This is a genomic window from Flavobacterium sp. S87F.05.LMB.W.Kidney.N (genome assembly GCF_004366435.1).
Classification (GTDB): domain Bacteria; phylum Bacteroidota; class Bacteroidia; order Flavobacteriales; family Flavobacteriaceae; genus Flavobacterium.
On record NZ_SODX01000004.1, the window covers coordinates 243,986 to 267,031 of the forward strand.

21 protein-coding genes and 1 tRNA gene are annotated in these 23,046 nt (G+C 34.0%); 16 read left to right on the forward strand and 6 right to left on the reverse strand.

The features are described from left to right. Positions 1-74 precede the first annotated feature (74 nt). Positions 75-2,495 carry a phenylalanine--tRNA ligase subunit beta gene (pheT, locus tag EDB96_RS13640; protein ID WP_134141358.1) on the forward strand — a complete coding sequence of 807 codons (2,421 nt, stop codon included), beginning with the start codon at positions 75-77 and terminating at the stop codon, positions 2,493-2,495. Between the two features lie 219 nt (positions 2,496-2,714). On the opposite strand, the gene EDB96_RS13645 is transcribed toward pheT, so the two are convergent. The 3 genes from EDB96_RS13645 to EDB96_RS13655 all read right to left on the reverse strand — a co-directional run bounded on the left by EDB96_RS13645 (position 2,715) and on the right by EDB96_RS13655 (position 7,779). Further along, positions 2,715-3,536 (reverse strand): N-acetylmuramidase domain-containing protein, encoded by an 822-nt coding sequence (locus EDB96_RS13645; RefSeq protein WP_134141360.1) that lies wholly within the window; start codon positions 3,534-3,536, stop codon positions 2,715-2,717. Beyond that, positions 3,536-5,686, reverse strand: a complete 2,151-nt coding sequence (locus tag EDB96_RS13650) for a hypothetical protein (RefSeq protein WP_134141361.1) — start codon at positions 5,684-5,686, stop codon at positions 3,536-3,538. The genes EDB96_RS13645 and EDB96_RS13650 overlap by 1 nt, the downstream gene beginning before the upstream one ends. Positions 5,687-5,763: 77 nt before the next feature. Then, on the reverse strand, positions 5,764-7,779 hold the full coding sequence (locus EDB96_RS13655) for a hypothetical protein (protein WP_134141362.1): 2,016 nt from the start codon (positions 7,777-7,779) through the stop codon (positions 5,764-5,766). Between the two features lie 259 nt (positions 7,780-8,038). Here EDB96_RS13655 and EDB96_RS13660 point away from each other — a divergent pair, with 259 nt between their 5' ends. Genes EDB96_RS13660 through EDB96_RS13675 form a run of 4 tightly spaced genes read left to right on the forward strand, consistent with a single transcriptional unit; the run spans position 8,039 to position 10,517 of the window. Then, positions 8,039-8,470, forward strand: a complete 432-nt coding sequence (locus EDB96_RS13660) for a hypothetical protein (RefSeq protein ID WP_134141363.1) — start codon at positions 8,039-8,041, stop codon at positions 8,468-8,470. A gap of 4 nt (positions 8,471-8,474) precedes the next feature. Continuing rightward, the gene (locus tag EDB96_RS13665) at positions 8,475-9,122 is read left to right on the forward strand and encodes a hypothetical protein (RefSeq protein ID WP_057118075.1); all 648 of its coding nucleotides are present in this window, start codon (positions 8,475-8,477) and stop codon (positions 9,120-9,122) included. Further along, complete coding sequence (locus EDB96_RS13670; protein WP_134141364.1) at positions 9,095-9,877, forward strand: sensor histidine kinase; 783 nt, start codon at positions 9,095-9,097, stop codon at positions 9,875-9,877. Before EDB96_RS13665 ends, EDB96_RS13670 begins: the two co-directional genes overlap by 28 nt. Continuing rightward, positions 9,867-10,517, forward strand: a complete 651-nt coding sequence (locus EDB96_RS13675) for a response regulator transcription factor (RefSeq protein WP_134141366.1) — start codon at positions 9,867-9,869, stop codon at positions 10,515-10,517. Before EDB96_RS13670 ends, EDB96_RS13675 begins: the two co-directional genes overlap by 11 nt. 1 nt (position 10,518) lies before the next feature. Here EDB96_RS13675 and EDB96_RS13680 read toward each other — a convergent pair whose 3' ends face one another. Continuing rightward, complete coding sequence (locus tag EDB96_RS13680) at positions 10,519-11,031, reverse strand: adenine phosphoribosyltransferase (protein WP_134141369.1); 513 nt, start codon at positions 11,029-11,031, stop codon at positions 10,519-10,521. A gap of 114 nt (positions 11,032-11,145) precedes the next feature. Between EDB96_RS13680 and EDB96_RS13685 the strand changes: the two genes are divergently transcribed. Then, positions 11,146-11,219, forward strand: a tRNA-Arg gene (locus EDB96_RS13685). A gap of 283 nt (positions 11,220-11,502) precedes the next feature. On the opposite strand, the gene EDB96_RS13690 is transcribed toward EDB96_RS13685, so the two are convergent. Continuing rightward, positions 11,503-11,661 carry a recombinase family protein gene (locus EDB96_RS13690; RefSeq protein WP_134141370.1) on the reverse strand — a complete coding sequence of 53 codons (159 nt, stop codon included), beginning with the start codon at positions 11,659-11,661 and terminating at the stop codon, positions 11,503-11,505. 383 nt (positions 11,662-12,044) lie between these two features. Between EDB96_RS13690 and EDB96_RS13695 the strand changes: the two genes are divergently transcribed. Together EDB96_RS13695 and EDB96_RS13700 are read left to right on the forward strand one after the other, a co-directional pair. Next, the gene (locus EDB96_RS13695; protein WP_134141371.1) at positions 12,045-12,794 is read left to right on the forward strand and encodes a hypothetical protein; all 750 of its coding nucleotides are present in this window, start codon (positions 12,045-12,047) and stop codon (positions 12,792-12,794) included. 1,349 nt (positions 12,795-14,143) lie between these two features. Then, positions 14,144-14,332, forward strand: coding sequence for a hypothetical protein (locus tag EDB96_RS13700; RefSeq protein WP_134141372.1), 189 nt, complete (start codon positions 14,144-14,146; stop codon positions 14,330-14,332). A gap of 551 nt (positions 14,333-14,883) precedes the next feature. Here EDB96_RS13700 and EDB96_RS13705 read toward each other — a convergent pair. Further along, complete coding sequence (locus EDB96_RS13705) at positions 14,884-15,897, reverse strand: hypothetical protein (protein WP_134141373.1); 1,014 nt, start codon at positions 15,895-15,897, stop codon at positions 14,884-14,886. A gap of 518 nt (positions 15,898-16,415) precedes the next feature. Between EDB96_RS13705 and EDB96_RS13710 the strand changes: the two genes are divergently transcribed. The 8 genes from EDB96_RS13710 to EDB96_RS13740 all read left to right on the forward strand — a co-directional run bounded on the left by EDB96_RS13710 (position 16,416) and on the right by EDB96_RS13740 (position 23,046). Next, entirely contained in the window at positions 16,416-17,234 is an 819-nt protein-coding gene (locus EDB96_RS13710; RefSeq protein WP_134141375.1) for an alpha/beta fold hydrolase, read from the forward strand. Positions 17,235-17,309: 75 nt separating this feature from the next. Then, entirely contained in the window at positions 17,310-17,627 is a 318-nt protein-coding gene (locus EDB96_RS13715) for a hypothetical protein (protein ID WP_057118084.1), read from the forward strand. 32 nt (positions 17,628-17,659) lie between these two features. Further along, positions 17,660-18,292, forward strand: coding sequence for a hydrolase (locus tag EDB96_RS13720; RefSeq protein ID WP_057118085.1), 633 nt, complete (start codon positions 17,660-17,662; stop codon positions 18,290-18,292). Positions 18,293-18,317: 25 nt separating this feature from the next. Continuing rightward, entirely contained in the window at positions 18,318-18,479 is a 162-nt protein-coding gene (locus tag EDB96_RS21210) for a hypothetical protein (RefSeq protein WP_243839342.1), read from the forward strand. A 4-nt stretch (positions 18,480-18,483) separates the two neighbouring features. Continuing rightward, positions 18,484-19,776 carry an alginate export family protein gene (locus EDB96_RS13725; protein WP_243839343.1) on the forward strand — a complete coding sequence of 431 codons (1,293 nt, stop codon included), beginning with the start codon at positions 18,484-18,486 and terminating at the stop codon, positions 19,774-19,776. 206 nt (positions 19,777-19,982) lie between these two features. Beyond that, positions 19,983-20,711 (forward strand): M17 family peptidase N-terminal domain-containing protein, encoded by a 729-nt coding sequence (locus EDB96_RS13730; protein WP_057118086.1) that lies wholly within the window; start codon positions 19,983-19,985, stop codon positions 20,709-20,711. A gap of 8 nt (positions 20,712-20,719) precedes the next feature. After that, the gene (locus EDB96_RS13735) at positions 20,720-22,606 is read left to right on the forward strand and encodes an amidohydrolase (protein WP_134141376.1); all 1,887 of its coding nucleotides are present in this window, start codon (positions 20,720-20,722) and stop codon (positions 22,604-22,606) included. Between the two features lie 11 nt (positions 22,607-22,617). Next, complete coding sequence (locus EDB96_RS13740) at positions 22,618-23,046, forward strand: DoxX family protein (RefSeq protein ID WP_057118088.1); 429 nt, start codon at positions 22,618-22,620, stop codon at positions 23,044-23,046.

The window sequence follows — 23,046 nt, forward strand, 5'->3', positions numbered from 1 at the left end:
AACCAAATAATTTTTTCTTACTCCACGGCGCAATCCTTATATTTGTAACCTTATTCAAGAATAAAAAAGTTACAATGAAAATATCTTACAACTGGTTAAAACAATTTATTAAAACAGATTGGACATCTGAGCAGACTTCAGAATTACTTACAGATCTTGGTTTGGAAGTTGAAGTTGTCGAAAAATACCAATCAATTAAAGGAGGATTAGAAGGAGTTGTTGTTGGGCACGTTCTGACTTGCGAAAAACATCCTGATGCAGATAGATTGAAAGTTACTACAGTCAATGTAGGTTTAGAAGCTCCCATACAAATTGTATGCGGTGCTGCAAACGTGGCTGCAGGACAAAAAGTACCAGTTGCTACAATCGGAACTATTTTATACGATAAAGACGGTGCAGAATTCACCATTAAAAAAGGAAAAATCCGCGGGCAGGAAAGCCACGGAATGATCTGTGCTGAAGATGAATTAGGATTAGGAAACAGCCATGATGGAATTATGGTTTTGGCTGATGACCTTGTTCCTGGAACTCCTGCTTCTCAAGTTTTTCAAGTTACAAATGATGAAGTTTTTGAAATTGGATTGACACCAAACCGTGCCGATGCAATGAGTCATTATGGAACTGCACGTGATTTAAGAGCGGGGATGCTGCAACGCGGCGTAAACGTAGAATTGATTACACCTTCTGTAAGCAATTTTAGAGTTGACATGCGCACGCTTAAAATTGATGTGAATGTTGAAGACAATCATTTAGCACCAAGATATTGCGGTGTAACTATTTCTGGAATTTCTGTTCACGAATCTCCAAGCTGGTTACAAGATCGTTTAAAAGCTATTGGATTAACTCCAAAAAATAATATTGTTGACGTTACGAATTATGTTCTTCATGAATTAGGACAGCCTTTACATGCTTTTGACGCTGCGAAAATCAACGGAAAAATCATTGTGAAAACTGTTGAAGAAGGAACTAAATTTGTTACTCTTGATGATGTTGAAAGAACATTACACAAAGAAGATTTAATGATTTGTGACGAAAAAGGACCACTTTGTATTGCTGGTGTTTTTGGCGGTAAAAAATCTGGAGTTTCAGAAGGAACAACGACTATCTTCCTAGAAAGTGCTTATTTTGATCCTGTTAGCATTCGTAAAACAGCAAAAAGACATCAATTAAGTACAGATGCTTCTTTTAGATTTGAAAGAGGAATTGACCCAACAATTACAGAATATGCTTTAAAACGTGCTGCCCTTTTGATTCAGGAAGTTGCAGGTGGAAAAATTACTTCTGATGTTGTAGAAGTATATCCTAAAAAAGTAGAAGATTTTTCTGTTTTATTGAATTTCAGCCATGTATCTAAAATTATTGGACAGGAAATCTCAAAAGATACTATCAAAAAGATTTTAGTTTCTTTAGATATTAAAGTAAACAGCGTTTCAGATTCTGGTTTAGGTTTAACGATTCCTGCATACCGTGTTGATGTTCAGCGCGAGATTGACGTAATCGAAGAAATTCTAAGAGTTTACGGTTATAACAACATTAATTTCTCTAAGAAATTTAATGCGACAGTTGCGAATTCGCCAAGAACAGAAGATTATAAAGTACAAAACGTAATTGCTTCTCAGTTGAACTCGCAAGGTTTCCACGAAATGATGGCGAACTCATTGACAACAGCTGCTTATGCAAAATTATCGACTTCTTTAAAAGAAGAACACAACGTTTCGATGTTAAATCCGTTGAGCAGTGATTTAGCAACACTTCGTCAGTCTTTATTGTTTTCTGGATTAGAAGCGGTTTCTTATAATATCAACAGAAAAAATTCGGATTTAAAATTATTCGAATTCGGAAAAACATATCATAAATACTTAAACGGATATGAAGAGCACAAACATCTTTCTTTATTAATTTCTGGAAACAGAAACAAAGAAAGCTGGACAAGTCCTCAAAAAACAACAGATTTCTTCTTGTTGAAAGGATATGTAAAAGCAATTTTATCTCGTTTAGGAATTGAAAAGATTTCAAATACACCGGTTCAATCTGATATTTATTCTGAAGGAACTGCGATTACTTATAATAATGATATTTTGGTTGAAATGGGTGTTGTTAAAAAACCTATTTTGAAACATTTCGGAATCAAACAAGATGTTTATTACGCTGATTTCAACTGGGATTTGGTTTTAAAAATCATTACTGGAAAAATTAAGTATACTGAAATTCCTAAATACCCAGAAGTTCGCAGGGATTTAGCTTTATTAATTGATCAAAACACTTCTTACGAAAGCATTTTTAACTTGGCTAAACAAACTGAAAAAGCGCTTTTAAAAGATATTAATTTATTTGATGTTTATCAAGGTGATAAATTACCAGAAGGTAAAAAATCGTACGCTTTGAGTTTTACAATTCAAGATAACAGCAAAACGCTAACCGATGCTCAGATTGACAAAATCATGTCTAAATTACAACAGACTTTTGAAACGGAGCTTGGAGCAAGTTTGAGATAAGTTTTCTCTTCATATAAATAAAAAACCCGACAGATTTAAAAGATCTTGTCGGGTTTTGTTTTTTTTGTTTCAAGTTTCAGGTTTCAGGTTTACTTTGAACATAGGTTATACCGCAAAGAGCACTAAGGGTTTTTCGCAAAGGTCCACAAAGGCTTATTTAGCGTTAAATTTTTAATTTTTAATTTTTAATTTTTAATTGTAATTCTAAATTTTTAATTCTCATAAGTATTTATGATACGCCTTCATCAGTTTCTCATCATATTTATTGGTTTTGTAAGCTGGACCATTATATTTTAGAGCGAAAGATGCCCAATTTTTATTTCTTAAAAGTGATAATAGATTATTTTTTTCAAGGAATAATCCGAAAGCTTTTAAATGTTCGCCTTCATTTTGGTTCATTTTTTCTACAAATTCATCTACGCTTTTATATCCAATTGAAAGGGCATTAAAACCCATTATTTGAAATAATCCCCACGAAGCCGAACTGTTGGCCGCATCTTTGATTTTTTTATCCTGACCTAGATTTCTAGCTTTTTCTAATCGCGTGTATTCTGCCGTCCCTCCAACATAATATTTTCTAGTATAGTTTTCAAATAGAATATCTTGATTATTGGAATTCATATAAGATCTCGGATTAATTCCTCTTTTCTCTAGTTCACGCCAAAAAATATGTCCTTCAAACAGAATCTTCGGACGCCCATCAATTAAAAAACCTTTTCCGTTGCTTTCGACTTCATTTACCGCTTTTACAACTGCCAATTCAAGATTAAACTGATTCGAAAAATCGATTAGATTTTGTTCTGAAAGTAATTTGGTATTTGGAGATAAACTATTCGTGTTCTTCGCAATAAGTGTCGACCACGTTTTGAGTCCGACAACACCGTCAACAACTAGATTATTTTTCAATTGAAAATCCCTGATTGCTTTATCTGTTGCTGTTCCGAAATAATCGGAAACAACTACATCATATTTTAATTTGGCTAAAAGTTCATTTAAGTAATAAACCTCTGGAGACTTTACTCCTGCTTTTATAGTTCTCATTATTTTTTATTTATGGTAATTATCGATGCTTTTGAGAAATCAAAAACTTCATTTTTTGTAGCAGTAAGATTGTCATTTTTGTCAAAATAATTGACTTTATATGAAATCAATGTATTATTGTTCGTTGTATTTTTAATAATAAAATTGAACAATATTGGTGTCGAAAACTCCGCTTTTAAACGTTCTATAGAAAATTTACTTCCCGTTTCCTGAACCGTTAAATCAATTGTAATTCTGCTTGTTGCAGCTGTCTGACTTTTGATTTGAACTTGGATGTATCTATTATACGCTGTTGACTGCGAAACAACCTGACTAAACTCGGAACTAATATTTTCTATGTTTTCAAAATCAAAATAAACATTCTTCAATTCGCTGAAAGCACTCGGATCAACTGCTGAAAAATCTAAAAGTTTGGTATCATTACTAATAAGCTGCGGATAATTTTTAAAGAAGGCACTATTCAAATACGTTGCGTTCTGATTGTAAACCAATAAAATAGAATTAAGTTTACAATTTGAAATCGATTGGTTGTTAATTTGTATTTTCTTAGCGGCATTATCAATTAATGTTTCTAAGATTTCGCCAATAGTCTGCTCAATATTCAATTCGATAATGCTGGAATCTTTAATTTCTTTGTATTTGAAATTTATATTGGCATATTGCGTAATCGTATTATTCAAGGCATTGATCATAATACTAGCTTCAGATAAATTTTCAGTTGAAAGATTGAATAAAAAATGTTTTCCATCTGTTGTAATATCGGATTGCTGCAGAAAATAATTACCGCTTACTTCGTAATCTGCCGAGATATCATTTGGATAGAGAAATTGCACTTTATCAAAGTAATCAGCTGCATCGCCATCAATAAAATTATTCTGCAGTAAAGCAATTTTCAATTTTGCCAAATCAAAATCGGAAAGGTTTGGACCAATGGCAAACTGAAAACTGATTTTTGAAATTTCTTCTTCCGTGCCTGCGCCTTCTTCATAAGCATGAAAAATAGTCGAAATACAAGGCTTCATTGTATTTAAATCTTTTGATAAACTATAAATCTTAGAGATCAACAAAAATGTATTCGGCTGAACCATAGATTTGTAAATTGATAGTTTACTAAAATTAAAGCCTGTTACAAAAATTTGTTTGAACTGAGAAAAGTCTTCGTTTAGATTAAAAGGAATATTAACAAATCCGCCGCCAATAGTTTTGTACAAACTTGACGCAGGATCTGCACCAATTGGATAACTTAATGTTTTATTGATTTTGAGCAGAAAAGTACTTTTTACATATTCTTCCTGAACATCGGCTTTAATACTGTTTTCGCGTTGTATTTCAGATATAGCGACTTTAGGAGCGACTTTTATTCCTAAATCTGACCGTACCATTAACGGACTGCTTATAAGTGTCGCTTTAGGCTGTAAAACGGTTTTAGGCGAAGTAAAATCTTTTTTGATAACATCCTGACTTCTTAGGATTGAAATATCTCTCGCAAATAGAAAGTTTCTCTTTATTTTGGAATATCCTTTAAAATCAAAAAAAAGATCAATATTACATTTTAAGTCATTTAGGTTTGAAACTAAATTCAAGAAAGCAATTTTAACGGCTTCATCAATCAAATCAAATTGAATTTCTTGCGTTGCAGTGTTTGCTATTCCATTTATTTTTATAAAATCACGATTTACTTTTAGGTTTAAAACTGCTTCTCTGAGGTTTAAAGTAATACTTTTTTGATTGGCCTGTAAAGTCTTGTTTTTGATGCTGTATTTCAAAGTTACTTTTCCCAAAAGTCCACCTTTATTTCCTGATTTGTCTGGAACATTTTCATAATAAAAAACGGTTCCGTTATTAGGTTCTATTTCAATTTGAGGAAAAAATAGAGTAATTTCATTTTTAAAATAATCCTTAAAGGAATCGTTCTCTGTAATGGCATTATCTCCTTCAATAAGAGGAAAATAATTCTCAATAATTGGAAAAACCAAAATAGGTTTTATGTCTATAGAATGAATGATAGGATGTTCGATTACCCTAAATTCATTTTCTTTTTTAAGCGTCGCAGCAGTAAAAGCTGTACTCGGTTTGGAAGGTTCGAGATTGAATCGGTTTAAGGGCACCAATTTGGTTCCTTCGAGTTTAAATGTATTTAAATCTGGCATGACTATTTGGTTTAATGATTAGTGACTTATGAAACAAAAGGGACGTAATGTCCCTTTTGTAAAATGTCTCAAAAAAATTATTCCATAAATGGAGCTCTGATTTTCTCGATATCAGCATTTTGAGCGTCAGTTCCCGTTGGAATTTCAAACAAAACATCTCCTTCTTGATAATCAATTTTGATGTAATCTGTTGAAATAGAAACTTTTTTAGATTTTTTTCCGATTTTGCCGCTACAAGTGTATTTCACTTTATATTCCGTTGGTTTAATAGTATAATCTAATTCATACCACGCTCTATACGGAATTGCATCTTCGAAATTATCAACAGTAAACTTGAATTTTTTAGACGACATTTTGTCAACTTTAAACGTTACTTCCATAGTATCACAATCATACAATTCCTCTGTTGACAAAGTGTAATTGATCATATTTTGGATTGGAAGCGGTACGAAGACTTTTGTTCCTTCAAATTCAAACTCTCTTGTTGTGTCTTTCAACTTGATTCTCTTGTCTTTTTCGTACATTACTTCCTGACGAACTTTAATCTTAGAAGAACCGTTATTTTTTACAAAATCAAATACAAAAGCATTCTTTTCTTTTGATTTATCATTCCAAGTTGCTGGGAAAATTGCATCGATTTCTTTACCAGATCTGCTCGTATTTTTTACGTATGGAGTTCCTTCTGGAGCGATCATTCTGCCAGAACTTTTCCAGATTAATTTTCCTTTAGAATCAGGATATCCAACTTCTATAGAAACTTGACTTACAGGGCTGTCATTGACAATATCGCTGTCTTTGTCCAATTTTATCAATCCTCCATTTAATGAAGCAATAACCTGAACTTTAGAAAAATCTTCGTCTAACTGAATTTCAGTAATATAATTTTTCAAATCTGCTTTTGCTTCTGCACCCGATTTTAAAGTCAGAGGAGTTAGATTCCCACTGATTTTAGAATCTAAAACCTGAATAGCAGAGAATTTAATTTCATCTGTAAATTTAATTGCACGAATCTGGCTTCCAGACTTAAGATTCATTCCTACGCTGCCAAGTCCCATAAATAAACGGAAGAAACCATTTGGTTTTTCGGGAGATGAAACTGGTGTAAATTGTTTTTCAGGAGCGTCAAATATTTGTTTTTTTACTATTTCAAAAGCAAATTCTCGCTGTTTTTGCAGTAAGGAATCTTCAACCTTTTTCTTTTCTTCATTTGAAAACTGTTCATCTGTTATTACTTCACTTGTAATACCTCCTTCTGTTAGGATTTTTTCGTACTCATGTTCCCAGTTTAAATCAACAAATGACCAGCTTACGCTTGTTTTAGCAGAAAAATAAGTATGTACTTTTTTAACGTCAACCGTTGTTTTAATAACTGTAGTTGGCATGTAAGCTTTGTACTTGATATTATTTTCTATAACAAGATTATTACTTCCAATTTCTAAGGCATTTTTTACCAATGAAGCGCTGTTTCTTCCCATTAAAATAGAAAGCGCATTATCTCCTAATCCAAAAGTAGATCCTGCTCCTTCTCCTTGAATGTTAAAAGTCCAGGGATTGGCGCCTCCAAAAGGATTATTTGGTGATTTTTCACCCACAACGTGCATCGCAATGTTGTTTTGTGTCAATTGAATTGGACGTACATTGGTCGAATTAAAATCTTTATCAACTCCAATTAAGAAAGAAAACAAGCCAAAAAGTGTTGAATTTCTGTGATTTTTGTAATCACTATTAAGTCTTGCTTTTAATTTATCGATTGCTTTTTTCAATAAAGCTTCAGGTAAATCAATTGTACTGGTCAAAGTCGTATAAGCGCCTGCTTCTTCTTCCAATCCTTCTGCACCAATTACTGTCGAAGAATCTCCTTCTGATTTAAATACCTGCATAGCAAACTTAAATCTCCCATCTGGATGTTTAGATAGTCTTGGGTACTTTGGGTAATAGTAAAACTGCATTGGCAATCCAGCATCTCTTAATAATATATTATTTGGATCTGGCGAAAAAAGAACTGCGAAATCTGCTCCATCTTCTTTTTCTAAAAGAATTTCTACTGTTCCGGCTCCTGCATGAGGATAACCTAGGGGTGTTGGTTGTGACATAATTTAAAAATTTAGTTAATTACTTAATAAGGTTTACATTTTTGAGTGCCTGTTTTTTACACGAAAACTGACGATGTAAAATTCTATTTTTATAAAATGTTACGTAACAGCACTTTAACCCATTTTTTTAAATAAATTTACCTAACGAAAAAAGGGTATATTTCCCCTTGTTCCAATTTTAGGTTTCAAATAATTTTGTCCCCAACAGAACTTCAAAATCCTGTTAACTAAATCCATAACCAATAAATTAATAAAAATCATGAAAAATCCTCCCGCAAAACCAAGTCAGTTAATTACTAAAGAATTTGCTAGACAATTAAATGTGAATTACAACAACAAAAGAGCTTCGCTTACAGCAAAAAAAACGCAGAAAGAAGATGCAAATGCTATTTGGTATTCTTTGGAAGAATTAGAAAACTACATTCACTACATCAAAACAAACGGAGCAAACGATGGATATAATGTAGATGGAATTCGTTTTTATTTTGGAGTTTATCCAGATGATGAAAAGCATGGCGAAAAAGCTGGATTAACAACTTTATTTTTGGTTCCAACTGGAAAAAAGATAGAAAACAATACAGCAAAAATTCAAAGTTTTGCTTTAGCACAAGAAGCCTATTCTTCTGACATTCAAAGCCTTGAACCAATGAATTACGGAAACATCGGAAGACCACCAAGTTTATTATATTAAAACTATGTTTGAATTTTTAAGATCTTATATCATTTATCTGGCTTTATTATCAGGAATAGTTGGCTTGTTTTCACTGCCAAAACTTCCTGGTAATAAAGCTAAATTTTTAGTACTTTTAATCTGGTTTTCAATCATAACCGAAATTGTAGGCTACTATTTTACCCAATGGACGGGTTTGCTGAACTTTTATGTTTACAATTTCTACATGTTCGCCAGTTTTTCTGCCTATATTTTACTTTTAAGAGCCTTATTGACTAAAATTAACAACAGAACCTTAGCTGTTATTTTTCTAATCTTGTTTATAGTTTCTTTTTTCTTAAATATATTATATTTTAAAGAAGACATAAACCGTTCATTTACATACAGCTTTGCAATTGGTGTTTTATTGGTATTGATTTTATGCTGTTTATATTTGATTGAGATTTTTAATTCAGAAAAGATATTAAATTTTAAAAAGTCGGTTTTTTTCTGGTACATTTTAGGAATACTTGTTTTTCATGTTCCTTTTACTCCTTTTATGCTGGCTATCAATTGGTTTTTAATCAAACAAGACGAATCTATATTTAGCTTAGTATTATTCATTTTAAATTTTCTAGCACATAGCTGCTTTATAATCGGATTTATATGGAGCGAAAAGAAATACAATTATTAGTCATTTCCCTTGGTATTGTTTTCTTTACCTTGATTATCGTTATAGTTGTTATTTTCTTCTATTTTTTTAAGAAGAAAAACAACTTTGTGGTAGAGAGAATGGAAGCTGAATTGTATTTCCAATCTGAACTTGTTAAAACCAGAATAGAGATAAAGGATCAGACTTTATCTGAAATTAGTAAAGAACTGCATGATAATATTGGCCAGATTATTTCGGTCGCCATTATGCAGCTTAATATTTCGATAAGCAATAAAAGCGTTCAGATTAGTGAACTTAAAGACATGAAAATCGTTTTGGCTAAAGCTTTAGATGAATTGAGAATTCTTTCCCGCATTATAAACAAAGATAATTTACTTCAAAACAATTTTTTAGAAGCCATTCATCAGGATTTAGAAAGAATTAAGAAACTTAAAAAAATCAAATACAATTTTAATCAAATTGGAACAGTTCCAGCAATAAATGAAGAACATGAATTAATCATTTACAGAATTTTTCAAGAAGCGCTTCATAATAGTTTAAAACATTCTCGAAGCGATTTATTTGATGTGAATATTGAAACTGCCGATTCCGTTTTTAAGTTACAATTGAAGGATTTCGGAATTGGATATGATCTCAAAAAATCAAATTCAGGATTAGGATTGAATAATATGAAATTGAGAGCCAAACTAATTGGTGCTGACTTAATTATAAATTCTGATAAAAATGGAACTAGTGTAACTATCGAATATCCTTTAACGCAAGACCATGAAAACTAACCCAAAAAATAAAATCATAATTGTAGACGATCACCTGCTTTTTTCCCAATCTCTCGAACTGCTAATTAAAAGTTTTGGCGATTATGATGTAATCCAGCGTTTTGAAAACGGAAAAGTGTTTATTGATTATCTGGAAGAAAATACTTCTGCAGAAATTGACCTTATTTTACTCGATGTCAATATGCCAGTTCTCGATGGGTTAAGCACTATGAAATGGCTAAAAGACAACAGACCCGATCTCAAAGTAATTGCTTTATCTGTTAATGACGACGAGGAAATTATTATAAAAATGATTACGAATGGCGCCAAAGGTTATTTACTAAAAGATACTTCGCCCGAAATATTTAGGGAAGCAATAGAATGTGTAGTCGAAAAGGGCTTTTATTTCACAGAATTAGTTTCTGGAATGCTTATTAATAAGGTCAATAGCGACAATAGAAAAATCAATTTAAAAGAAAAAGAGATTGTTTTCATCAAACATGCCTGTACCGAAATGACCTATAAGGAAATTGCATCACAGATGTGTTTGAGTCCAAAAACTATTGACGGCTACCGAGAAATACTCTTTGATAAACTTGAAATAAAAACCCGAATCGGACTTGTACTTTATGCCATTAAGCATAAAATTGTTTTTGTATAGCTTAATAAGTTAGTGCTGCAAAGAACGGATATTCTTTAATTTTTTCTCTTCCGTTAAGAAAAGTCAGTTCCATTAGAAAATTGCATTGTACAATTTCGCCTCCCAGTTTTTCGACCAATTCACAAACCGCCTTTGCAGTTCCGCCTGTAGCTAAAACATCATCGTGAATTAATACACGGTCGCCTTTTTGAATAGCATCTGTATGCATTTCTAAACTATCAGAACCATATTCTAACTCGTAAGAAGCAGAAATTGTTTCATAAGGAAGTTTTTTAGGTTTTCTAACAGGGACAAATCCAGCATTTAATTCTTGAGCCAGCAACATTCCGAAGAAAAAACCACGAGATTCTGCTCCTACAACCTTATCAATTTTTTGTCCGTTTAAAGAATCAACTAAGATTCGCAGGCAATTTGTTCTTGCTTCGGGGTTAATTAGTAGCGGAGTGATGTCTTTGAATAAAATTCCTTCTTTAGGAAACCCCTGAATATCACGCACATAATTTTCAATCTTCATTTTTTTTTATTTTTCTGTTATTTTTTGCTTGTTTATCTCACATTTATGCCTATCTTTGCACCCGCAATAAGCAATCAACAAAGCTACAAAAAAATAGCTAATTGATAACAAAAAGGCCTCGTGGCGCAACTGAATAGCGCATCTGATTACGGCTCAGAAGGTTACTGGTTTGAATCCAGTCGAGGTCACTACTCGGGACAAAAGAAAAATATTATCTTTTGTCCCTTTTTTTTTATTTTTCAAATCCTTATTAGTCAAATAGATAGACTCTACAATTGAGCTAACTCTAGCGGTTTGTATTTTATTTTCTTGAATTGTAAAATTTCGGGATAAACTAAACCAATTAGACTGCGAGCCTTTGACAAATCCATATCTACCTATGCTTGGTTCATTTTAATTAAATTATCAATCCCTATATTTAGAAGCTTTTCTATACTGTGTTTATCTTTAGTTACTAAAAAATCCGTGACATTAAAACAGTTCCTCAAAAATAAGAGGTTCATGCAGTTTCTTAACATACCTGCTTTCTTGATCTTTATATTTCGTAACAAATATTTTACCACAGTAAATAAGATTTCGTATCAAGTCCCATATATTAGCTTTAGTTATTTTAATCCCCCCTCTAGCCATATGGTGTATTTTGTTCAGTATTGAAGATTTCTAGCAAGAGAGCTGTTAAACAAATCCAAATCGCTGTTGAGGAAAAATTATAATTCAAATTAATCTTCTTACTATAATGGTTAATTACGAACAAATGATCCAAAAAATAGTTATGACGATTATAGTAGTTTAAAGTCCAATTGTTCTACAGATATAGGTCTCATGATCAAACAGTAAAGTGGTTATATATATTCACTAAGAGTAAAAAATATTCGACAAGATATATCGCTTTTGACAATTTTTATTGAATTATTATATATTGTTATGCAAAAACAAACACTACTTTAGCCCAAAATTCTTATAGCAGAAAAAACTTAGCATAATCTTAAACCAACCAGAAAATTAACCTTAATATGGAAAATCAAGAAATTTTAATTTTGAAGAGGAAAGTTAAATTCCTTACTATTAATTTGTATGTAATAACACTTTTAATCATTTGCTTTTTTCTGTTTTCGTTTGTTTCCAATAAAAATGAAACATTTAATGAAATCACAGCAAAAAAATTAACAATTGTAGAACCAAATGGACAAACAAGATTAGTATTAGCGAACTCTCAAAATTCACCTGCTAACCTAATGCATGGAAAAACTTACGGTTTAAAAGAAGGAGGAAGACCAGGGCTGATATTCTTTAATGATGAATTAACTGAATGTGGCGGGCTTGTTTTTACAGGAAAAAAAGATATTAAAACTGGAGAATATTTTGCATCTGGACATTTTTCTTTTGACCAATATGACCAAAACCAAGTGCTTTACCTGCAATATTTAGATGATAATGGTTCAAAAAAAACAGGACTTTATGTAGACGACTGGCACAAAGATCCAAATTTTGCAGAATGGAGAAAAGAATATAAAGAAGCAGAAAAAATTCCAAATGATATTGAAAGAAAAAAGAGACTAGAAGAGATTAGGTTTCCTAAAAATTCTGAACCAGCATTTGCAAATAGAGTTTTTATAGGAAAGGATATAAACAAAGATGCTGTACTAAACTTATCGGATACCAAAGGAAATGTTAGGCTGCAAATGAAAGTTGACTCTCTTGGAAATGCACAAATTCTGTTTTTGGACGATAAGGGCAGAATAACTTCCAAATTTCCTCAATAATAAAAATCATATCAACAGTTTAAACATGATAAATGCAGGTTGGGAAGATTTTGTTCGAATCTCTCTTGCTTCGATTATCTCTATTTGGAGTTAAATGGTTTGAAAAAATCACTTCCCAACACAGAATAAACAACTGAATTCTAGATATAAAAAAACTCCCTTAAAAAAGGGAGTCCTTTGGCGGCCGGCGGCTGCCTGAAAACATATTGGTAATTAACTAAATCATTTGGGACAGAACCTCCAGACGAACACCGCCGGTCCCCTGTTTTTTCTGACTGATTATATAATGTCATTACCAGTATAAGTACAAATTTAAGGCAGTATTTCCAGCTGAAGCTTACAGCTTCTTACGATAATATTACAATATTTTAAGCTCTGTTCTTCAAAGCTGCGGCTTTCTGCCTTTAAAAATAAAAAGGAGTTTACAAGAGGTGATTTAATAGTTAGTCCGCCAATTTACAGAATGATCTAAATATAGATATTCCTCGTTTGACCATCTGATTCTTTATAATCATATGCACAACTTCAATTCCACTTAATGCTCGCCTAGCCAGTTCAAAACTTTTAAAACCTAGTCTATTTGTATTCGCCATTTATAAAATGATGGTCCTGTTCGACAATATTGTTGAGATTTACATTTACCGGATTTAATCTTTGAGAATCAACATTTGTTATATCCTTTTATCGAAGGTGTATTAGAACCTCTTTTATCAATGTTTATTACTACTGGACGGCAATTATTACTAATTGCTTTAATTAGAAATGACGCTCATTCTCTGCCTTCTCTTGGTTAATAAGAAATCAACTGTATTGACAGATCTATCAACTTCCCTCTAAGATAAAACCGTTTTCCTTTCATCTTAATGTAAGTCTCGTCCATTCAGGGACGCTGAGAATAATTGAATTGAATTGAATTGTTTTCTTACCTGCCAAAAGAGGGATGTGATAATCATTTAGCAGAAGACCAAAAAGATTTTCAAAAAGGAAAATGACAAAACAGGAAACGATAATCTATCTTACAAACAGCTTTTAGTCACGTCAGAGTAACACTCGGCACAGATCCGCAAACCTGCCGCCCTTCTAATTAGTCATAATCCTGTAAAATTCCGCCCGTTATTCTGTAATGAAACAGCACAGCTATTTTTTAATTTTATTACACTTAAAAATAGCCGTCATGGGTGCTAAATCAAAAACAGCAAAAGGAGATGATTTGCGCATTAATGCTGAGAAATCCTCTACCCAGAGTGCTGCTTCAGGACGGGGCAAAAGAAAATAGCCCTTGCAGGAGATAAGCAGTAACAAGTAGCATAGGCAGAGAAAACAAATATAAACTTTAAAAATAGTATATTATGAAAGAAGAAAACAATGAATCTTACGATCAGGAGGATCGTAAAATTTCCAATTCAGACCCGAAAAGTACAGATCTAAACAGCAATCCTTACGATTCAGAGAATCTCGACAATGAATCGGACAGTGAATCAAAAGATATAACCGAACAAGACATTGAAGAGGATCTTAGAGAAAATGATCCATCTTAAGGGTTTGAAACTGAAATTGACACACAGAAGAGTGATGAAGCTGAAAGTTCATCCTTTAAAACCATAGAATCAGATCAGGATAATCCCGTTAACAAGGAATTCGAAATAGGGAAAATTGGCAACGAGGAACTTAAAGAAGATGAACTTACCAGAAATGAGACAGGTAGTAGCACACTCCACAATAATAAACCTTCTCAGCGAAAATTTTAATGTACTCGGATTTAGCACTTATAAAAAACCGTTATCATTAACGGTTTTTTTTTATTCCTTCTTTAATTTATTGATAATATCCTATCTAACTGCTTATTAAAACCCTCACTGATGCAAATTAACTGCTTAGCAAAAAAAATAAAGTCGATGAATTTCAGATTTGTAAAACATTACAAGTATAAAGCAATTTACTTTAGTAAAGTAACAAATCTGTTTTAGTACTAATGCGTATCGGTTTCTATTCTGCTCCTTTCAAAAAATAATCTTTGGTTTATTCTTTCGTTCTCTTTAAACAAAAAAATCTTAAATATTAATTTGCACCTTAAACTTATAGTCAAATACTATTTATTTCTGTATTGCTCCTCCCATAAACGTATAGTACTAATGCGTTCTAGCGAAGCAGTAATTAAAGTCCTGGACTGATAAGGTTCCTGCACATCTTTTACGCTCACTTCACCACTTATCAGCATTGGAATATAAACTCTTGCCTCTGACCATAAGAAATTTTCTTTCATTGCAATGGACTGCAGAATTACCATCTTATCTTTGAGAAGCTGTAATTCTTTGGAGAGATTTTCTTTTCCATATGTGGAATCGAACTGAACAATAAGCTTATTAACATAAGCCTCAGCCGCTTGAACAGCTTCAAAATTTTTATTCAGATAGCTATTGATTTGGTTTAGCTTAGGATAATCCTTTTCAATACTATTGTTTATTGAAATTGCAATGAATTCATTTCTTCTCTGAGCTGCGGTAAATACAGAATCTAGTCTGCTGTTCCAGGAGCGTATCTCATTATGCTCCACTTTCCTGTCATAAAGAATGGTTCTTTCGGTGCGTTCTTTAAGGTAATCACCTGGCTGCATATAAAGTTCCCGAGTAGTCCAGTTATTAAACTTATCGTAAGTATACTTTAGCGTATATTCATTTGGCGTTTGATTTTTATAAAATACACGCACTACATCTCCTTGTTGATTTCTGACTAGTTTTTGTACGTTATGGAATCCATATAGCGGCAGACGCATTGCAAAATTTGTACTGAATATCTCGGGGCTTACTACTGATGATTTACTATGTATCTGCAAGATTTTCCCCTTCAAATATTCAAGTCGATATTGCATATCATAACTTGCCCCTAGGAAATAAGACTTTACAAGCAGAAGTTTGTTATCCTCAAACTCAAAGTCCCAAGTATGATCCCCCGTTTTTTCAGTAATATGCTTAATATTTCCTTTCAAATTCATGGTTTGTGTATCAAACCTGACTTCCTTTTCCTGTTGAGAATTACAAGACATACATACCGCCAATAAGACAATTGAAAATATTTTTTTTACAATCGGTGTATTAAAACTCATAAGTTAGTTAGTGAAAGTTAATAAACTATTCAATAGTTATTTGACTAAAATAATGCTTTTTAATAAATAGCTGTTTTTATATTTTAAAAATTTTGTTTTAATAAATAAAAGTAGTTCAGAATTGACATTTGAATCTGTATCTAGTAGATTTTTTTTCTAAACTTCCCTAATTCTCATCACGGCATTAATAAATTTACGATATATCGTAACAAATAATTATCCCGCAGATCTCCAAAACCCTTATAAACAACTATATAAATTTAAAGGCATGTTATTTGGCTAATGTTATGCAGCGCTTACCTGTTTGAAGATGCATCACATCAAACAAACAAAATCAGGCGCTGGATAAAAGAGCTAAGAATTAATCTGGATTAAGAAGTACTGGTAGAGTACTTCTTCTTAATCTAGGTTAACAGATCAACTTTCTTGTCAGTAATAGATTTGCAGTACCAACAAAGCAATACCACATAATAATAAATAAAATATTCAAACAATTTAATAATCTAAAAATCAAAACCATGAGTACAATTGCAGCACAAGACGGAACACAAATTTTCTACAAAGATTGGGGAACAGGACAACCAATCGTTTTTCACCACGGATGGCCATTATCAAGCGATGACTGGGATGCACAAATGATGTTTTTTCTTAAACAAGGTTACAGAGTTATAGCTCATGATCGTCGTGGGCACGGTCGCTCGGGACAAAGCGGAGAAAACAATAATATGGAAACATACGCAGCGGATGTAGCAGCTTTAACGGAAGCTTTAGATTTAAAAGACGCTATTCACGTTGGTCACTCAACAGGAGGCGGAGAAGTAATTCGTTACGCTGCTAAATACGGAAAAGGACGCGTGGCAAAAGCTGTAATTATAAGCGCTGTAACACCAATTATGATTCAAAACGAATCAAATCCAGAAGGAGTTCCATTATCAGTTTTTGACGAAATAAGAGAAGGAACAGGTTTTAACAGAGCACAATACTTTTACGATTTCCCAATTCCATTTTACGGATGGAACCGCGAAGGAAAAACTGTTCAGGAAGGCATCAAACACAATTGGTGGCGTCAGGGCATGATGGGTTCTGTTTTTGCTCATTATGAAGGAATTAAAGCATTTTCAGAATCTGATTTTACTGAAGATTTAAAAAGTTTAGATATTCCGGTTTTAGTTTTACACGGAGAAGACGACCAGATTGTTCCTTACGCTCAAGCACCAAGAGCCGCAGCGCTTTTGAAAAACGGAAAATTAATTTCATATCCGGGATTTCCTCACGGTATGCCAACCACAGAAGCAAAAACTATCAATAAAGATATTTTAGAATTTATTAAAGCCTGATCTGACGGCCTTTAATTAACTAAACTGCCTGCTACCAGTCCGCTATTGCAGGCGGTTTAAAAATCATCCCCAATTATGAGTACGTTGCAACAACCATCTTTTGACACCGTTACAGAAGCTTTACAATGGCTGAACATACAGGGTTTTACAGAAAATTTTAATCTCGACGAAAACTGTATTCGCTATAACAACAACAAACAATCCATGTCACCAGAAGAATTTAAAATCGAATACTTATTCCGTTTTGAAGGAGATACCGATCCCGGAGACGAAGATATTGTATATGGAATCATTTCTGAAATCTACAATGTAAAAGGTGTTTTAACTAGTGCCTTTGGCATTTACGCAGATTCAATTTCCAGCGAAATGATCAAGAAACTTTCCACCCATTAATAGTAAAACCAATAATTTTAAAAAAAAATAATATGAAACCATCCGCAAACTTATTATCCCCAGACAATCACGCCTTAGTACTAATTGACTTTGAAGGTCAAATGGCATTTGCAACCCACAATATTCCGTTAAGCGAACTGCGTACCAACGTTGCAATTGTGGCCGGTGCATCAAAAATTTTCAATGTTGATACTGTTGTAACAACAGTTGCCGAAGAAAGCTTTTCAGGACCTGTTTTCCCAGAGCTTGAAGAATTTTATCCTATTGCAACTTCGGGATATATTGACCGTACTTCAATGAATACGTGGGAAGACGAAGCAGCTTACAAAGCGATTACAGGAAAAAATAAAAAGAAATTAGTGCTTGCAGGATTATGGACAGGTGTTTGCATCGTTGGGCCAGCTTTGTCTGCAATTGAAGAAGGCTATGAAGTCTATGTAATTACAGATGCATGCGGTGACGTAAGCGCAGAAGCTCATGAACGCTCGGTACAAAGAATGATTCAAGCAGGTGCAATGCCAATTACATCCATCCAATATTTATTGGAACTACAAAGAGACTGGGCTCGCGAAGGAACTTATGTTCCGGTAACCAATTTGATGAAAAAGTACGGTGGTTCTTACGGTTTAGGAATTCACTATGCGCACAATATGTTAAAGCACTAATTCAAAATTTCAAAATTTAACATGAATGTCAAATTTCAGCTTAAAACTTGAAAATTCGGAAGAAACAAAAACTAAAGAAACCCCTAACCTTCATTATCTTGGAATCAACAAAATCCAAATTCAAAATCGTCAAGTTATTACTCGTTTTTCTCCTCATAGGAAATTCGGTATCGGCTCAAAATTTTAAGCTTTTGCGCTACGACGAAAATTACGAATCGTTAAAAGATTCTACGCGAAATTTTTACGAGAAGTTGAAATTTATTCCTTTAAATGAAGAGCAGGATTTTTACCTTTCTTTGGGAGGTGAAGCCCGATATGAATATGTTGATTTTGATAATGAAGATTGGGGAAGGTTAAATATTGGTCATAACAATTTTCTTTTACAGCGCTACGATCTGCATGCCGATATTCATTTAGGAAAAACCTTCAGGGTGTTTGCACAATTAAGAAGTGCATTACAAGAAGGAAGAATCAACGGACCAAGAGGAATTGACGAAGATCAGCTCAACGTTCAGAATCTTTTTTTAGATGTGAATGTTTATCAAAAAGAAGATAAAAAAATAACTTTCCGCGCCGGAAGACAAGAATTGGATTACGGTTCTGGAAGGTTGATTTCGGTACGAGAAGGGCCCAATGCAAGATTGTATTTTACAGGAGGAAAAGTAATGTACTCCTCCGCCCGACTTTTTATTGACGCTTTTGCGATGATGGAAGACGAAATTTTCACAGGCGTTTTTGATAATAAAATGAAAAAAGAGCTGAATCTCTGGGGCGCGTATTCTAAAATAATTATTCCGAAAGCAGGAAACCTTGACCTTTATTACCTCGGAATTCGTAGAGATGAAGCCGTTTTTGAAGAAGGAATTGCTCCAGAACGAAGACATACTTTGGGTACACGATTCTGGAAATACGGCGGCGGTTTTATTTACAATCTGGAAGCGGCTTATCAATTTGGAAAATTTGGTTCTGGAAATATAAATGCTTGGACAGGATCTGTTGATATTGGATATATGTTTGAAAATATCAAATTTAAACCGACCATAAATCTTCGAAATGATTACATATCGGGAGATAATAATCAAGGCGACGGAAATCTTCAGACGTTTAATCCGCTTTTCCCAAAAGGAGGCTATTTCGGATTTAGTCCGCAAGTGGGTCCAGTAAACCTTATCGATATTCATCCCTATGCCACGATGGATTTACTTCCTTCATTAAAGATGCAGGTCGATGTGGTTTTCAATTGGAGATATTCACTCCAAGATGGTGTTTACAGACCAAGCGGAGTGCTCAATCGTCCGGGAAGCATGTCAGACGAGCGCTATATCGGGACGGCTTATTTAGCCAATTTCACTTATAATGTCAACAAATATATATCAGTCGTAAGCGGCATTCAATATTTTAAAACAGGCGCTTTTATCAACGACATCATTCCAAATTCTAAAGACGGAGTTTTTTTTAATGCCCGCCTTGGATTTAAATTTTAAACAAACTAATAATTTATTAACCACAAAAATTTATTTAAACACATAGATACATAGCTTTTTTAGTCCTGTACAAAAAGGCGTTTCACTTACATTAATGCACATAACTATATGTGAGAAACTAGTTTTTTCTGCATCCTTTTATCTGGCAAAAATAAAATATATGTCTACATGTGTTAAAAAATATTCCACAACTAAATATTTAAACAATGAAAAATACAATCTTAACATACAAGCTTAGAAACATAATGTTTCTATTTATTTTAACAGCAGGCTTGTTTATTAATCAAGCTTTTGCACAAACCGCCGCACTCGGTTCCACTACAACTTGGGGTAAAGTAGACGGAGTTTCGGTAAACGGATTGGTTCAGGGACCATCGTCTGCAGAAGCAGATTTACAGGTTGCCTGCGTTTTTGAATATACAGAAGGTGACATATTTAACCCTCCTGCCCTTCCGGCAAATCTAAACGGAATGGTGCATTTAGATGACGCTTTTAAAGGCTTAATTACAGAATTACGCAAAAGCGGCAAATTTACAGGACATTCACTTGAAACCTTATTAATTACACCGCCAAAAGGAACTTTAGCATCAAAAAAACTTTTGCTTATTGGTTTAGGCGACCGCACAAAATTTACGCCTGATTTGATGATCAGTGTGGGAAGTGTGGCAATGCGCGAGGCTTTGCGTTTAGGTGTAAGTGATTTTTCTTTTGCTTCTGATATTAAAGATGCTGGAATAGATTCTCCAACAGCTTTAGTAGCCGCAAATGTGGTTTTAGGTTCTTTTGAAGCCTATAGAACGCAGACGTATTTAAAACAGAAAAAATTATCAGATCATAAACCTTTAACTAAAATTATCCTGCTTGCAGGCCCAGCTTTTTATAATGTTGCAGGCGAAGGCATTCAAGAAGCAATTGCAAAACTGAACTCTAAATAATTGAAGTTATGAAAGCAGATTTAATTTTATTCAACGGAAAAATACACAGTTTCAATGCAGAAACCCCAAACGTAACGGCTGTAGCCATTAAAGACGGGAAATTTATTGCCGTAGGAAACGACAGCGATATAATGGAATTTGCATCTTCAGCAACCAAAATAATCGATCTTCAAAATAAAAGAGTGGTTCCCGGAATCAATGATTCGCATATTCACTTAATCCGTGGCGGCTTAAATTATAATCTGGAATTACGCTGGGATGGTGTTCCTTCTTTGGCAGATGCACTTCGAATGTTAAAAGAGCAAGTGGACCGCACGCCAAATCCGCAATGGGTTCGTGTTGTGGGTGGATGGTCGGAGTTTCAGTTTGCTGAACGCAGAATGCCGACTTTAGAAGAAATCAATGCGATTGCTCCCGAAACTCCAGTTTTTATCCTGCATTTATATGACAGGGCGATTATGAACAGAGCGGCTTTAAAAGCAGTTGGTTACAATAAAAATACACCAGCACCTCCAGGAGGTTATATAGAAAGAGATGCCAAAGGCGAACCAACAGGATTGATTATTGCAACGCCAAACGCCATGATTTTGTATTCGACTCTGGCAAAAGGGCCGACACTTTCATATGAGCATCAGATTAATTCGACGCGTCATTTTATGAAAGAATTAAACCGTTTCGGAATTACAAGTGTAATTGATGCCGGTGGCGGATTTCAGAATTTTCCTGATGATTATAAAGTGGTAAACGAATTGAATGAAAAGAAACAACTAACGGTAAGAATCGCTTACAATCTTTTCACACAAAAACCAAAACACGAATTTGAAGATTTTTCAGATTGGATTGATACCGTAAAATTGTATCAGGGCGATGATATGTACCGTCATAACGGTGCGGGCGAAATGCTGGTTTTTTCTGCTGCCGACTTCGAAGATTTCTTACAGCCAAGACCTGATTTACCAGAAAATATGGAAGCAGAACTGGAAAAAGTAGTCCGCCTTTTGGTAGAAAACCGCTGGCCTTTTAGACTTCATGCGACTTACAACGAAAGCATAACCAGATTTTTAAATGTCTTCGAAAAAATAAATCAGGACGTGCCATTCAATGGATTACCGTGGATCTTTGATCACGCCGAAACGATTGACGAAAGAAACATCGAACGTGTAAAAGCGCTTGGCGGCGGAATCGCAGTACAAAGCAGAATGGCTTATCAGGGAGAATATTTTACAGATCGCTACGGCGCAAAGGCAGCCGAAAACACACCTCCAATCAAAAAAATGATTGAGATGGAAGTTCCAGTTGGCAGCGGTTCTGATGCTACTCGTGTGAGCAGCTACAACCCGTGGGTTTCTATGTACTGGATGACGGTTGGAAAAACAGTCGGCGGTCTTCAATTGTACAACGAAACTAGATTAGACCGACAAACCGCTTTGGAATTGTATACCAGAGGGAGCGCTTGGTTTTCTCAGGAGCAAACCAAAAAAGGCGATATCAGAACTGGAATGTTTGCAGATTTGGCAGTTCTGGACCGTGATTATTTTACAATTGAAGACGAAGAAATCAAAAAAATAGAAGCCGATTTAACCATTGTCGATGGAAAAATTGTGTATGCAAATGGCGATTTTTCTTCTTTCTCACCTCCGCATATTCCGATTCTGCCGGACTGGTCGCCAACAAATATTTATAACGGATATCCTTCGAAAAGCAGCTTCCAGAGTACAATCGAGAATAATACAAAAGCCGATTCAAAACCAGGATTAACGTCTCAGATACACAGCTGCTCCGGAAGTTGTGATGTGCATGCACACAGCCACGATATCGCTAGAATGAGCAATGTTCCCGTTAATAATTATAACGCATTCTGGGGCGCATTGGGCTGTTCCTGCTTTGCATTTTAAATACAAAACAAATGACAGACATTATAAAACAAATCCTTAATTCAGATTTAGGAACTTCATTCAATAACATCGCGTTTTTAATATTCAGAGTCTTATTAGCAATAGAATTATTCAGGGTTCATGGAATGAAGAAATTCAGAGTCGAAAATGGACAAAAAGAGCATGTTCCGAATCCGCTGCATCTGCCGGAAAAACTAAACGGATTGGTTGCAACTTTCTCTGATACTGTTGTACCCTTTTTTATTATGCTTGGTCTAGGAACACGTCTTGCAATTTTACCTACAATTGGCGTAACGGCTGTTGGTTATTTTGTGGTACACCAGAAAGATTCACTAGAAGTGCGTGACATTCCGTACATGTACACTTTATCCTTATTATTAATTCTTGCACTTGGAGCAGGAAAATATTCACTTGATTATTATTTATTAAACCTAATTTAA

Coding starts and splice junctions, on each gene's coding strand:
- EDB96_RS13660 (WP_134141363.1), top strand. CDS start 8,039: ATGAAAAATCCTCCCGCAAAACCAAGTCAGTTAATTACTAAAGAATTT.
- EDB96_RS13705 (WP_134141373.1), bottom strand. CDS start 15,897: ATGAGTTTTAATACACCGATTGTAAAAAAAATATTTTCAATTGTCTTA.
- pheT (WP_134141358.1), top strand. CDS start 75: ATGAAAATATCTTACAACTGGTTAAAACAATTTATTAAAACAGATTGG.
- EDB96_RS13665 (WP_057118075.1), top strand. CDS start 8,475: ATGTTTGAATTTTTAAGATCTTATATCATTTATCTGGCTTTATTATCA.
- EDB96_RS13695 (WP_134141371.1), top strand. CDS start 12,045: ATGGAAAATCAAGAAATTTTAATTTTGAAGAGGAAAGTTAAATTCCTT.
- EDB96_RS13740 (WP_057118088.1), top strand. CDS start 22,618: ATGACAGACATTATAAAACAAATCCTTAATTCAGATTTAGGAACTTCA.
- EDB96_RS13735 (WP_134141376.1), top strand. CDS start 20,720: ATGAAAGCAGATTTAATTTTATTCAACGGAAAAATACACAGTTTCAAT.
- EDB96_RS13680 (WP_134141369.1), bottom strand. CDS start 11,031: ATGAAGATTGAAAATTATGTGCGTGATATTCAGGGGTTTCCTAAAGAA.
- EDB96_RS13655 (WP_134141362.1), bottom strand. CDS start 7,779: ATGTCACAACCAACACCCCTAGGTTATCCTCATGCAGGAGCCGGAACA.
- EDB96_RS13730 (WP_057118086.1), top strand. CDS start 19,983: ATGAAAAATACAATCTTAACATACAAGCTTAGAAACATAATGTTTCTA.
- EDB96_RS13720 (WP_057118085.1), top strand. CDS start 17,660: ATGAAACCATCCGCAAACTTATTATCCCCAGACAATCACGCCTTAGTA.
- EDB96_RS13650 (WP_134141361.1), bottom strand. CDS start 5,686: ATGCCAGATTTAAATACATTTAAACTCGAAGGAACCAAATTGGTGCCC.
- EDB96_RS13710 (WP_134141375.1), top strand. CDS start 16,416: ATGAGTACAATTGCAGCACAAGACGGAACACAAATTTTCTACAAAGAT.
- EDB96_RS13645 (WP_134141360.1), bottom strand. CDS start 3,536: ATGAGAACTATAAAAGCAGGAGTAAAGTCTCCAGAGGTTTATTACTTA.
- EDB96_RS13690 (WP_134141370.1), bottom strand. CDS start 11,661: ATGGCTAGAGGGGGGATTAAAATAACTAAAGCTAATATATGGGACTTG.
- EDB96_RS13715 (WP_057118084.1), top strand. CDS start 17,310: ATGAGTACGTTGCAACAACCATCTTTTGACACCGTTACAGAAGCTTTA.
- EDB96_RS13670 (WP_134141364.1), top strand. CDS start 9,095: ATGGAGCGAAAAGAAATACAATTATTAGTCATTTCCCTTGGTATTGTT.
- EDB96_RS13675 (WP_134141366.1), top strand. CDS start 9,867: ATGAAAACTAACCCAAAAAATAAAATCATAATTGTAGACGATCACCTG.
- EDB96_RS13700 (WP_134141372.1), top strand. CDS start 14,144: ATGAAAGAAGAAAACAATGAATCTTACGATCAGGAGGATCGTAAAATT.
- EDB96_RS21210 (WP_243839342.1), top strand. CDS start 18,318: ATGTCAAATTTCAGCTTAAAACTTGAAAATTCGGAAGAAACAAAAACT.